Source organism: Halomonas sp. QHL1 (assembly GCF_001882345.1).
Classification (GTDB): domain Bacteria; phylum Pseudomonadota; class Gammaproteobacteria; order Pseudomonadales; family Halomonadaceae; genus Vreelandella.
The window spans coordinates 2,936,483-2,948,577 of sequence record NZ_MINL01000001.1 but is presented as its reverse complement, the minus strand read 5'-3'; the positions used below and the strand labels follow the sequence as shown (position 1 = coordinate 2,948,577).

At 52.5% G+C, this 12,095-nt stretch carries 13 protein-coding genes; 1 reads left to right on the top strand and 12 read right to left on the bottom strand.

Translation table 11 applies throughout. From position 1 onward, the window contains the following. Window positions 1-49 precede the first annotated feature (49 nt). The 12 genes from QHL1GM_RS13515 to QHL1GM_RS13460 all read right to left on the bottom strand — a co-directional run bounded on the left by QHL1GM_RS13515 (window position 50) and on the right by QHL1GM_RS13460 (window position 11,393). Window positions 50-1,321, bottom strand: coding sequence for a methyl-accepting chemotaxis protein (locus QHL1GM_RS13515; RefSeq protein WP_254795314.1), 1,272 nt, complete (start codon window positions 1,319-1,321; stop codon window positions 50-52). A 132-nt stretch (window positions 1,322-1,453) separates the two neighbouring features. Beyond that, complete coding sequence (gene cheW / locus QHL1GM_RS13510; RefSeq protein WP_071694952.1) at window positions 1,454-1,951, bottom strand: chemotaxis protein CheW; 498 nt, start codon at window positions 1,949-1,951, stop codon at window positions 1,454-1,456. Further along, complete coding sequence (gene cheA, locus QHL1GM_RS13505) at window positions 1,948-4,035, bottom strand: chemotaxis protein CheA (protein WP_071694951.1); 2,088 nt, start codon at window positions 4,033-4,035, stop codon at window positions 1,948-1,950. The genes cheW and cheA overlap by 4 nt, the downstream gene beginning before the upstream one ends. A gap of 52 nt (window positions 4,036-4,087) precedes the next feature. Beyond that, a complete protein-coding gene (gene motB / locus QHL1GM_RS13500) occupies window positions 4,088-5,035 on the bottom strand; it encodes a flagellar motor protein MotB (protein ID WP_071694950.1) in 948 nt (315 codons plus the stop codon). Beyond that, entirely contained in the window at window positions 5,032-5,901 is an 870-nt protein-coding gene (gene motA / locus QHL1GM_RS13495) for a flagellar motor stator protein MotA (RefSeq protein ID WP_071694949.1), read from the bottom strand. Before motA ends, motB begins: the two co-directional genes overlap by 4 nt. Before the next feature lie 254 nt (window positions 5,902-6,155). Beyond that, window positions 6,156-6,698 (bottom strand): flagellar transcriptional regulator FlhC, encoded by a 543-nt coding sequence (gene flhC, locus QHL1GM_RS13490; protein WP_071694948.1) that lies wholly within the window; start codon window positions 6,696-6,698, stop codon window positions 6,156-6,158. Next, window positions 6,695-7,027 (bottom strand): flagellar transcriptional regulator FlhD, encoded by a 333-nt coding sequence (gene flhD, locus QHL1GM_RS13485; RefSeq protein ID WP_071694947.1) that lies wholly within the window; start codon window positions 7,025-7,027, stop codon window positions 6,695-6,697. The genes flhC and flhD overlap by 4 nt, the downstream gene beginning before the upstream one ends. Window positions 7,028-7,133: 106 nt before the next feature. Continuing rightward, a complete protein-coding gene (locus QHL1GM_RS13480) occupies window positions 7,134-7,427 on the bottom strand; it encodes an EscU/YscU/HrcU family type III secretion system export apparatus switch protein (RefSeq protein ID WP_071694946.1) in 294 nt (97 codons plus the stop codon). Then, window positions 7,411-8,667, bottom strand: a complete 1,257-nt coding sequence (locus QHL1GM_RS13475; protein WP_071694945.1) for a flagellar hook-length control protein FliK — start codon at window positions 8,665-8,667, stop codon at window positions 7,411-7,413. Before QHL1GM_RS13475 ends, QHL1GM_RS13480 begins: the two co-directional genes overlap by 17 nt. After that, window positions 8,664-9,074 carry a flagellar protein FliT gene (fliT, locus tag QHL1GM_RS13470; protein WP_071694944.1) on the bottom strand — a complete coding sequence of 137 codons (411 nt, stop codon included), beginning with the start codon at window positions 9,072-9,074 and terminating at the stop codon, window positions 8,664-8,666. Before fliT ends, QHL1GM_RS13475 begins: the two co-directional genes overlap by 4 nt. Window positions 9,075-9,081: 7 nt before the next feature. Further along, complete coding sequence (gene fliS / locus QHL1GM_RS13465; RefSeq protein WP_071694943.1) at window positions 9,082-9,498, bottom strand: flagellar export chaperone FliS; 417 nt, start codon at window positions 9,496-9,498, stop codon at window positions 9,082-9,084. Between the two features lie 206 nt (window positions 9,499-9,704). Then, a complete protein-coding gene (locus QHL1GM_RS13460) occupies window positions 9,705-11,393 on the bottom strand; it encodes an HD domain-containing phosphohydrolase (RefSeq protein ID WP_071694942.1) in 1,689 nt (562 codons plus the stop codon). A gap of 333 nt (window positions 11,394-11,726) precedes the next feature. Here QHL1GM_RS13460 and QHL1GM_RS13455 point away from each other — a divergent pair, with 333 nt between their 5' ends. After that, a complete protein-coding gene (locus QHL1GM_RS13455; RefSeq protein WP_071694941.1) occupies window positions 11,727-12,089 on the top strand; it encodes a flagellar protein FlaG in 363 nt (120 codons plus the stop codon). Window positions 12,090-12,095: the final 6 nt, after the last annotated feature.

Sequence of the window (12,095 nt, the reverse complement as noted above, 5' to 3'; positions counted from 1 at the left end):
TTTATAATGTTTTATTTTTTAGAAAAAGTTGCCTGCCCTACCAAGCAAATTAAAACGATGCCCACTCCTCTGCTTCTTCCGCTGGTTGTTTGTGCCGCGCGGGAAGGCTTGGTGATGCCGAAGGCATAAGAGCCGGTGCTGCCGGAGTGCGCTGGCCGGGCGCCTCAGTGACACGAAAACGCTCCACAGCCTCACGTAAGCGAGCCGCTTCGCTTTCAAGTTCATTGGCACTTCGCGCGGCCTGCTGAACCAACTGGGCATTTTGCTGCACGACCTGATCCATTTGTGCCACGGCCTGGTTCACTTGGCCTATGCCACTACTCTGCTGCTCAGAAGCGGCAGCGATATCATCCATAATATCGCTAACGCGTTGAACAGCACTGACTAGGTCTTGCATCGTTTGACCGGCTTGATTGACGCGCTGTGTGCCGGTATCCACCTTGCTAAGTGATGCGTCAATCAGCGTACGAATCTCTTTGGCGGCAGCAGCACTGCGGCTGGCTAAGCTGCGCACTTCCTGTGCCACTACGGCGAACCCCCTACCATGCTCGCCGGCACGCGCCGCTTCCACCGAGGCATTTAGCGCTAGAATATTGGTCTGAAACGCAATGTTATCGATAACAGTAATAATATCAGCGACTTGATGAGAACTTGCGCTAATGTCCTGCATGGTGCTGACGATTTCTCCCACCTCTTCACCGCTGCGACGTGCCGTCAGGGTCGCGCTCCCGGCCAGTTGGCTGGCTTGGCGAGCATTTTCAGCGTTATGGCCCACCGTGGAGGCTAATTGCTCCATGCTGGAAGCCGTCTCTTCTAGCGAGGTTGCTTGCTGCTCAGTGCGCGAAGAGAGGTCGTTATTGCCACTGGCAATTTGCTGCGAGCGTTCATAAATCGACGTACCGCTGGTGCGCACTGTGCCTACCGTTTGGGAGAGAGAGCCCTGCATATGGGCCATGGCGCTATAAAGCCGCCCTATCTCATTATTACCCGGCGAGGTGATGGCCTGGCTTAAATCTCCCTGCGCCATGCGCTCAAAATGGCCCACCAAACGATCTAGTGGGCGCAATACATTGGCTGTTACCCCCCAGACAACCACGACAACCGTGGCAATGGTCATTACCACAATGCCGAGCAGCGCCCAGCGAACCGTTGCGGCAAAAGCGCTAAACGCGACCTGCTGCGTCTGCACGTCGTCAGATGCCTGCACAATCGCCGCGCCATGGTGCAGGGCATAAAGGCCGATACCACTGGCAATCAAGACAAGTACCGAAAGCGTCGCTAAAACTAAGCCCCAACTTAAGCGCACTGTCATATTATTCATTAATTGCCGCATTCGCTGTGTCACGCCCTTTTCTCCACGCACAACCGGCACTCGCCAGCACTTTCCGTAGCGCGAGAATGCATCATTAGGTAAAACGGATCTGGCACACTCCCTGTGCCATGCATTTAAGCCTTAGTGATTGCTGGTACTTTCCACTAACGCCATCTCGTCGCTAGTGAGCAACTTATCGATATCTACGAGTACCAACATACGGTCGTCTAGACTGCCTAATCCACTTAGGAAATCAGACGAGAGCGTGACACCGAATTCCGGAGCCGGTTTAATCTGATCAGGGGTTAATGTCATCACGTCGGAAACGCCATCCACAACGATACCGACCACCCGATCTGCTACATTGACCACGATCACCACCGTCTGGCCACCGTATTCAACTTTATCAAAATGAAACTTAATGCGTAGATCAACGATCGGCACAATGACGCCGCGCAGATTGGTGACCCCTTTGATAAAATCAGGTGCATTGGCAATGCGTGTTACGTTTTCGTAACCACGGATCTCCTGCACTTTCAAAATATCAATGGCGTACTCTTCATCACCTAATGAGAACACTAGGAATTCGCGGTTTTCGGCTTCTGCGGCTAATACCGCACCACTGTTGGCTTGACTCATGACGGCTCAGCCTCCTTAAAAATTGAAAGGTTTTGATTGTTTACTACTTTTTTGCCGGCCTCTTTTTTATAGCGGCTCAGGCGATGCAAACCGGTAATATCCAGAATCAACGCAACACTACCATCGCCCAAAATGGTTGCGGCCGAGATCCCCGGTACTTTGCGGTAATTGTCTTCCAAATTCTTGACCACGACCTGCTGCTGTCCGATCAACTCATCTACCAACATGGCATAGCGACGACCTTCGCCCTGCACAATGACAGCGATGCTTTTGGTGGGGTCGGTAATCGCATTCTCGACGTTCAGCACTTCGTGAATAGCGATCACGGGCAGATACTCGTCGCGCACTTTGATCACCACGTCGTCACCGGCCATGGCATACATATCGTCTTTTGAGGGCTGTAGCGACTCAAGCACGGTGGAAAGCGGAAGAATAAATGTCTCACCGCCGACTTTAATCGACATACCGTCCAAAATAGCCAGCGTCAGCGGTAATACGATACGGGTGTTGGTGCCCTCGCCTAGTTTCGACTGGATTTCAACGCGACCGCCCATGCTCTGAATATTACGCTTCACCACATCCATGCCCACGCCACGACCAGATACGTCGGTCACTTCGTTAGCGGTCGAGAAACCGGGAGCAAAAATGAGCTGGAAGACCTCTTCGTCGGACATGGTGTCCGACACGTTAAGGCCGTTTTCACGCGCTTTGGCAAGAAGACGATCACGATCCATACCGGCACCGTCATCGCGCACTTCAATCAAAATATTGCCGCCCTGATGGCGCGCCGATAGAGTTAATTTACCGGTCCGCGGTTTGCCAATGGCTTCGCGTACATCAGGCATCTCTACGCCATGATCAAGGCTATTGCGCACCAGGTGCGTTAACGGATCGGTAATCCGTTCCACCAAGCTTTTATCTAGCTCTGTGGACTTGCCTTCGGTAATCAGCTCGATCTCTTTACCCAGCTTACCGGCGGTGTCGCGCACCACGCGAGGGAAGCGGCTGAATACAAACTCCATGGGAATCATTCGAATCGACATGACCGCTTCTTGGAGATCGCGGGCGTTGCGCTGCAGCAAGCTCATGCCATTTTGCAGCGAGCTATTGCCAACTGACTGATCTTCTAAATCGCTAACCGTTTGATCGAGCATCGACTGGGTGATGATCAGCTCACCCACCAAGTTGATAATTTGATCGACTTTATCCACAGACACGCGGATTGACGACGACTCGGCGGCCGCTTTTTTGGGCTTCTCTTTAGCAGCGGCTTTTGCTGGGCTCACCTTAGAGGCCGTGTTTTCTGCAGCAGCTTGCGGCGCCGGGGCAGCAGGCGGCGGAGCTTCGGTCTCGGGGGTGGCTGGCTCGACAGCAACGCCCTCGACAGCCGTAATCTCAATCTGATCAGGCTCGATAATAAAGCACATGACCGCTTCAATATCGTCAGCGCTGTCGCTGCTTTTGAGAATAACCTCGTAGCGCTTTGCGTCGCCGGATTGGGACTGCACTTCGCCGAGCTGCTCTAACTCTTCAACCAGTAAGATACGGTCTTTATCTTCAACATTTAGTAGCGCCACTAACAGCTGGCCGTTCACGGTCTGTTCTTCGCTACTTTTTGCTTCTGTACCGTTTTCGCTTTGACCAGGCGAAGCCTTGGGCTCAGCAGCTGGAATAGCCGGTCCATCTAGCTTTTCGCCGATTTCATCCAGGGCAATTTGTTGCAGCGTTTGGCAAATGCGCTCAAATGCCTCTTGATTTGGCTCCTCTTCGCTGCGGTAGGCATCGAGTTGCTCATGCATGATGTCTTTAGCCTCTAAAAAGGTATCCACGAGATCGGCCCGCAGCGTCAGTTCGCCCTTACGTGCGTAATCGAGGAGGTTTTCCAAAATATGCGTGGTTTTCTGCAGTACGGTAAAACCAAAGGTCCCCGCTCCCCCCTTGATCGAGTGGGCGGCACGGAAAATAGCATTGAGCTGTTCACTGTCTGGATCGTCAACATCCAGTTCCAATAAATGCTGCTCCATATCCGACAGCAGCTCTTCAGCCTCTTCAAAAAAGGTGTCAAAAAAATCCGCTATATCCATTCACCGCTCCACCCTAAACGTCGCTTTTATGAAAGCCTATGACAGGCTCAGGTCACTCTGGCACTTGCACCTGAGGCTCGTCTTGTTGTGTTGATTCATTTTGCGCTTCGGTTGAAGCTTCTAGCGCCTCAATTGAAGCTTCCGGCGATGCAGCACCCGAATCCATCACGGCGGGATCGCGAATTGCTTCAGCAATCTCTGGGAAGAGCACCACCAACTCTATGCGTCGGTTGATCGGATCGGTTGGCTCAGTCTCGGGCAGTAGCACGCGATCCGCAAAGCCCGAAACGCGCAATAACTGATCTGGGTCAAAGCCCCCCGCAACAAGTTCTCGACGCGATGCGTTTGCGCGATCGTTGGAAAGCTCCCAGTTACTGTAGCCGCGATAGCCACCCGCATAGGGGACGCTATCGGTATGCCCACTGATACTTAGCTCATTGGGAAGCTCGTTTAGCAGCGGTGCAATAGTGCGTAAGAGGCTACGCATATAAGGAGCGACTTGGTCGCTACCTAACTCAAACATAGGCCGTTGATCGGTATCCAGCAGCTGTATTCGAAGCCCTTCACGGGTTAAGTCAAAACGCATTTGACTACGCAACTGGCGCAGCTCTGGGTCCTGCTCAATGGCTCGCTCAATACGTTCTTGCAAATTCCTGAAGAAGTTTCGCTCCTGCATGCTTGGGCGAGTGCGCTGAAGGCTATCAATGCGCGCCCGCTCGCCATCGCTATGAGTGGGATCTGGCCCACCCCCAGGAATCACACTGGTGCTACCAGAGCGGTCCCCACCGGTGATGGCCGTAACAAGCGGGGTGCTAAAATATTCCGCTACGCCCTGCCGCTCTTCTTCACTGGCAATGCTTAATATCCATAACACTAAAAAGAAAGCCATCAGAGCGGTCATAAAATCCGCTAGGGCAATTTTCCAGGCACCACCGTGATGGGCATGAACGACTTTTTTGCGCCGAATGACGATCGGACGCTTGTCACCACCCTTACTCATGCGTTACCGGCCTTTTTTGCATCCCTCACGTACTCTTCAAGCTCCGTAAAGCTCGGGCGTTCGGCAGCAAAGAGTGCCTTGCGGCCAAACTCAACGGCCAACTGCGGAGCGTACCCGTGCAAACTTGCCAGCAGCGTAATGCGAATACACTGGAGCATTTTTTCGGCTTCTTTAGCCTGGCGGTCAATGTAACTTGCCAGCGGGCTGACAAAACCATAGCCCAGCAAAATACCCAGAAAGGTTCCTACCAGTGCGTGAGCGATCATCTCGCCCATCTGGGTCGGTGATGCGTCAGCATAGGTCAGGGTTTTAACAACCCCCATCACCGCCGCCACAATGCCGAAGGCAGGCATGGCATCGCCAACCTTAGCGATGGCATCAATGGGCACGTGAGCCTCCTGCTCAAAGACTTCAATCTCATGCAGCATCAGCTCATCGATTTCCATAGGCTCCATGCCGCCGCTTACCATTAAGCGCAGATAGTCCGTTAGGAAATCCATGATATGCGGATCAGCAAGTACCGTAGGGTGCTCCTGAAAAAGGGGGCTTTCTTGCGGGTTATCAATATCCCGCTCAATGCCTAACATCCCCTCACGACGAATCTTGGAGAGTAATTTGAACTGCAGCGCCATTAGTTCCATGTAAAGTGCTTTGTTATATTTTTTTGCGCGCTTGAGCCGGGGCAGAATTTTAAATGTCGCTTTAATCGCTTTGCCATTGTTCGCTGCGATAAACGCACCAACACCCGCGCCGCCAATAATGAGCAGCTCAAGGGGTTGGTACAGGGGACCTAAGCTGCCACCTGCCAGCACATAGCCACCAAACACAGACAGCAATACGATTACATAGCCTAGAGGTATCAGCACAAGCAGAGTCCTTGCGGTATTCAGTATTAATGTAAGGGAACCAAAACTTAGCCACCTGTTCTGATGTTTAAGAGATGTTCCATCCCGAGCAAAATTGATGCCCCATAGTACTAGGGCTAAGCGGTTGTCTAATTAAAAAGTATCGCTGACTTTTGCGGCTATCTGCTTCGATACACTCAAATTTTATGACTAAGCACTCATCACTACGTCTTATACCCTAATTCTTGCGATAGGTGGCAAGGGAAATTAGGTTGTTACATTTTTTCACTATTTTCCTGCTGTGCTTTGCGCGTTTTCCCCGCCCGTGAAGGTGGCTGACATATGCCACATACGTAGTGCTGAGCGGGACTATGCGCATGCGCCACAAACTGCCCTTTGCAACGCGTACACTGATTGAGTTGCAGCAAATCACTTTCGAAAAACCGTATCAGCGTCCATGCGCGTGTAAGCCCAAGAACCGGCTCCACCTTTTCCAGAAACATTTGCTCGTCATAGAGCCGATACGCTTTGACGAAGGCATCAATTCGATCGCAACCTGCCGCCTTCTTCAGGCTTACATAAATGTTGTAAAACAGTGACGAGTGAACATTGGGAAGCCAGGTAATAAACCAATCGGTGGAAAAAGGTAGCATTCCCTTTGGCGGTGACATTCCTCGCACTTCTTTATACAGCTTGATCAAACGCGTACGGCTTAATTCCGTTTCTGTTTCCAGCACCTGCAGCCGCGCACCCAGCTCAATCAATTCGATGGCCAGCTGCACTTGGTGCATTTCATCGACCAAGCTTTTCTGGCTCACTTAACTCCCCCCGACGGCATTGGCTCAAACGGTTCACTCGCCAGCAGCAGCGACGCATGGAGCCCTGACAAACCCTGATCACGAGGATTATCAGTGAGCTGGCGCAAACGTTCTGCACTAGTCTGGCTAAACCGACACAGCAACTGGCTGGTGCGTGCCAGCTTGGTCAGCTGACGAGCATTGAGTGACACAATTAGCTCGGCGACATCGCTGTCTATTTTTAAGCGAAACATTGCAGCTTCACGATCTTCATCGAGCAAGCGCTGCGCCAGAAGCAAATAAGCTAAATTTATTTCCTGAATTTCATCGAGAAAGTTGGTTTGACTCATGATGTCCCATTGAACGACTCAGGCGCGTTGTTGTGACCATTATACTGGCGCCGTTAATGACTTTTTATTACCTCTCATCATGGTTACACACAACGTCTGTAAATGGCTACTCGGGGATTGTACGATGACTCAGCCCTTCTTCTGAAAGCTCGAACACCCACACCAGGAGTTCTGCGACGATTTGATAAAGGCCTGCAGGGATTTCTGCGTCCAGATCTAGCTGCATTAAAAGCGCCACCAGCTCTGGCGCGTCGTGCACATAAATGCCCTGGCGATGTGCTTCGGCCATAATCCGCTCGGCCAAGTCGCCGTAGCCTTTCGCCACTACTCGGGGCGCCCGGTCATTCTCTTGATAAGCCAAAGCAACGGCTTGGCGACGACGCTCACCCGGCGTTGCCATACGTAGCCTCCGCTTCGATATAGCGTGCGCGAAGCTGCACTTTATGTAAGTCCAAGGCGCTCAGTCGTTTCTCTAAGGCGGGCAATCCAGCATCAATGCGCTGATAAGCCTGTGTGCTTTCGGTGGTGAAATCGATACTTAACACATTTCGATAGAGCCACAGGGACGCATTAAACGAACCCAAACTGGGAACATCAAGCTGCATATCAGAGCGCCAACCGCCATCCGGCTCACCCTCCTGCTGCTGACCCTCTTTCCCCTCCTCGCGAGCAGGCAGGTTGATTACCAAGGCCATAAAAATTCCTGCCCAAACATCACCCTCCCAGCGGATAGTCGGCATCACCAACATCTCAAGTTGTTGACGCACCAGACTCTGCAAACTTTCATGGACGATTTCGCGAGCAGGACGATTGGCCATCAGCTCGGCTACTTCCCTTGCCTGGCTAATCTCACGCCCTTCGCCTGCCATAGCAGCAGGCGCATTCTGGGTGGGAGTAGCAGCGGGAGGGGATGCAACAGGCGAACCCGAGTTAGGAGCAGTCGTTGCAACATTGGAACGGGCCATTCCATTTTCATGGTTCACGGGTATCAGCGGTATGTTGGGCAGGATAGACTTACCACCCTGCCCCGCCCCTTGTTGCCCCCCCGGTGTGGCCAATGGAGCCAACCCCGTCATCAGCGTATGTGAAGCACCCAAACCAGTGGGCAAAAGGGGCGCTAACGGACGTGGCCCAGCCTGCATTTGTGGTTCATTTAATAACTGCTGACGGGCGCCCTCGCCCTGGAACCAACGTTTCAAATGCGACTCATAAAACAGTCCACTGTCACGAATACTTGCTTCTAAGCGCGTCGCTACTGTATTAGCCGCTGGTATTTCTTGGCTGGTGATCAGGGGTGCTTCTGGTCGCATCACCGAGGGGGGAGCCGGGAAACGTAACAGAACGTCCGCAATAGTCCTTGCAGCAGGGCTAAAATGCGTCTGCGTTGACCCTGGCGCAGATGGTGGTGAATCACCGCGGGGTAATGTTCGCCCCCCATCGGCGGGAAGTGGCAATCGCTTTAAATCGCTTAACGGTGACGCTCGCCCATCCAAATTAGCATCGCCCATCACTGCACGCGGGCCTTGGCCTGGAGGAATGGGCTTTACGGGTTGATCAAGCGCCCGCTGCAGCGACAACTCCCCTTGCCGCCCTAGCACCTGGTGCAAGAGCGTATCAATCAGCGGAGTAATACCGCTCACGGAGACCTCGAGGAATCAGCATCATCCGTTTCATAGGCAACCGCAGAGCCTTGCTGGGGCGCATAAGCGCGATGCAAGTTTCGCTGACGTTGAGACACTTCAATTAGCTTACCCAGCTCATCGCGGCGCGATACTAAGCGACGTCGAATATCCACATCATGTTCAAGAATGCGCTCAAGCAGCTCGGCTTTGCGCTTTAGAGCAGCAGTATCAAGCGATACGGTCATATCCAACTCACGCAGTTGTTCCACCAGCAATACATAGCTTGTACGCTGATCGATCAACTCTGCCCACTGCTCGGCATTAGCAAGTTCGTGCATATGCTCAACGCGGCTCAGTAGCGTTTCATAGCTGTTGAGTAACGACTGTTGAGCACTTTTATCATGAGCAGATGTAGATGCTGACATTATTGCCTCACGCGCTCTGCCGTTGACCAATATCACGCCAGGCTGAAGCGATATCTTCGAGAAGGCGCTCGGCCTGATTTAAACTCTCTTCATCGTTACGAAGATTCGCCGCCAACAGCAGACGCGAAATATAGTCATAAAGCGATGCTAAGCGCTCGGCAATCTCACCACCTTTCTCTTGATCAAGAGCAGCGGCAAGGCCGTTATTAACAATATCCAGCGCTTTCGATATCGACTTGCCTTTCTCGGCCGTATTGCCCGCCTGAATATGAATGCGCGCAGCACGAATAGCGGCCTGGGCGCCGTCAAACAACATCACAATTAGCTGATGAGGGTCTGCAGACATCACTCCGCTTTCTACGCCGACACGCGCATAAGCGTTAGCTCCCCGCCCATAGGCGGCGCCACCGCGAGAGTAAGTCATAAGCGGAACTCCTGTGCGTGGTTTTATGCTCACCCTATAGAGTGATAAACCACAAATATTAAAAGACAAAAACAAACAACGTACTGCACTACTAGTATCTATCGGCGCGAGCTTAGGGGACTTTAACGACTCACAACGCTTTTTTAGCGCTGCATATGACAATAACTAGCTGCTCATAACTCACTAACGCCTTGTGTTCGCACCTGTCAGGTAGACACCGCGATTTCACCTACGGTTCGACCAAGCCGCTCAGTAATATTATCCCGCACAACCACGCCCACATTGTCACGCATAGGCGGTTCAACCTGGGGCGCAAGCAACACTTCCGTAGGATTGCCTTTAGCATCAATGCGTAAAACCCAGCCCTGTTGCTGACTGGAAAAGCGCGCCAGCGAGCCAACTGGCAGACCCTTAAAATGATCGATGTAGCGCTTAATCCAGCGCATATCGAAGTGATGTGGATGCTGCAATAAATGGCGATAAATTTGCTGCGCTGTTTTAGCCGAACGATCTGCACGATCACGCCGCATTGCCTCTACGACGTCGACTACAGCGCTCGCTTTAGCCAATTCACTAAGGTCGGCCCCACTTAGGCCGCCGGGATAACCGCTACCGTCCATTCGCTCGTTAATTCCCCCAATCACCGCCTGAGCAACACCCGCCGACAGCCACTGGCAGCTATGCAAACGATCAAGCAGCAATTGAACATGCTCACTGATCGCCTCTCGGTGACTCCCTTCAAAGTGCGGCGCTTTGAATAACACCTGAGGAACCAGCGCCTTACCGAGGTCATGGACAAGACCGCTGGCCACTATCGCCTTGCGCAGCTCGCGAGGCATGCTGGCACCCACAAAATCGAGCAAATGAATGGCGACTGCAATACCGTGGCGGACTATTAAAGGCTCGGGAAATAAGCAGCGAGAAGCAAATAGCAATGCCTCACGATCCTCTTCGTGAAGATCCAGAATTCGATCAGCATAGCGCGAGAGCTGGCGCCCATCGATATCGCTACCCTGTTGTAACAACAGTAGCTGCGCATCCAGATAGGCGGCGACTTTTACCAACCGACGCGCCATAGGGGTAGCATAGCGCTGGACATCACGTCGCCCAAGCATCTCTCCGGCGCCAGGTCGCTTGTTTGGCAACGCGAACAGCGGAGAGGGTTGACGCTCGCTTTGCTCTTCTTTTTTATAGCGGGCCGCTTCGCGCTCTATTTCACACACGAAATACCAAATTTGCCGCTCTTGCTCTGAGCTACACTCCACGAAGTTAAAACCGACGCGCAGCAGATGGCGCTCAGCGTCTGTCTTTTGATGGCGAGCCTCTCCAAGCACCTCAAAATACGTGCCATCGGGGAAGGTAAACGCTAGCTTCAGGGGGCTAGCGGCCTCTGCCAACAGGCCGCTAGCCGCCAACGGCAATTCAAGCTGGCAGCCGTCTTGGGACAAATCCCGTAACTCACCTTCTATCTCGGCATCACCACCCTGCAAGCCTACCGACACTACCATCCCCATGCGTAACTTAGCGCGGAAGGACTCACGGCGCTGCAACACATCCAACGATGTCGGATAATCACTGCAACACAGAAAGCGCCCTCCAGAATGACGCGTCTCCGTCAGGTGCAGCAATGGCGTTTGTACCACTTTGCCTTGCGCCTGACCGCGCAAGTAGAAAGCGGCGCCGCCCTGAAGATGGTGAAGTAAATAATCAACTGATGAGAGATCCATCACCAGTGTTTGCCCTAGGTGCTGCTCCATCAAGACAATGGGCTCTGGGCGAGCACCAGCTGCGGCAAGGCAGAGCGATACACCGCCCGTTTCGATCAAGGCATTCAGCAGAGACTCGATCACTGTTGTGCTTGCTATTGTTTCAAACTCACCCTGCTGCGCCACCATTCTCGCCTCACTTACTCTTATGCGTTAATTAGTTAACCGCAAAGCGGGAAAGCATATCAGATGCCGACAGCCGGGCGTATGCGCAAAAAGGCATCATTCCCATGCTTATTAGATGGCTACAGAAAAGTAAACAGAGGCGGGAGGGGTAGTGTCGACGCTCTCAATAGTGAGCAAACGGAGCGCTAGACCGGTAAGCGTAAAGTTTTTCAGCGTCCTGCCGATAATAGTTTAGAAACGTTTATTTAAATGCAAAAAACCGAGCTATGGCCGCCGTTCCACGCTGCTGCATCACAATTGGCTGCCAAAGCTGACTTCGAAAAAGGAACGTGCCCCATGAGCTCACTACCCACTGAAGCCACTACACAGATAGCTTCAACTCTCACTAACTTAAATCCACGTCAGCGGCTAGAAAACACACTGGCCCAGCTACCGACAACGAACACTCAGCTTAATGTAGATTCCACCGAGCGGGAAATCTCTGCCATCGAGCTCGTTGAACCCATTCAACGCATTAACGAAATAATGCGCCCACGCGGCATAGAGTTTGAGTTAAGCGAAGAAACCTCACGCGTGATTACGCGGATCATCGATAAGGAGTCTGGGGAGGTAATACGCCAGATCCCAGCAGAAGAAGTACTCGACATTGCTGAGCGACTAGAAGAAATGCAAGGACGAATAATCTCTATTGAAGCCTAAAACTTG

Coding starts and splice junctions, on each gene's coding strand:
- QHL1GM_RS13515 (WP_254795314.1), bottom strand. CDS start 1,321: ATGAATAATATGACAGTGCGCTTAAGTTGGGGCTTAGTTTTAGCGACG.
- cheW (WP_071694952.1), bottom strand. CDS start 1,951: ATGAGTCAAGCCAACAGTGGTGCGGTATTAGCCGCAGAAGCCGAAAAC.
- cheA (WP_071694951.1), bottom strand. CDS start 4,035: ATGGATATAGCGGATTTTTTTGACACCTTTTTTGAAGAGGCTGAAGAG.
- motB (WP_071694950.1), bottom strand. CDS start 5,035: ATGAGTAAGGGTGGTGACAAGCGTCCGATCGTCATTCGGCGCAAAAAA.
- flhD (WP_071694947.1), bottom strand. CDS start 7,027: ATGAGTCAAACCAACTTTCTCGATGAAATTCAGGAAATAAATTTAGCT.
- QHL1GM_RS13480 (WP_071694946.1), bottom strand. CDS start 7,427: ATGGCAACGCCGGGTGAGCGTCGTCGCCAAGCCGTTGCTTTGGCTTAT.
- fliT (WP_071694944.1), bottom strand. CDS start 9,074: ATGTCAGCATCTACATCTGCTCATGATAAAAGTGCTCAACAGTCGTTA.
- fliS (WP_071694943.1), bottom strand. CDS start 9,498: ATGACTTACTCTCGCGGTGGCGCCGCCTATGGGCGGGGAGCTAACGCT.
- QHL1GM_RS13460 (WP_071694942.1), bottom strand. CDS start 11,393: ATGGTGGCGCAGCAGGGTGAGTTTGAAACAATAGCAAGCACAACAGTG.
- QHL1GM_RS13455 (WP_071694941.1), top strand. CDS start 11,727: ATGAGCTCACTACCCACTGAAGCCACTACACAGATAGCTTCAACTCTC.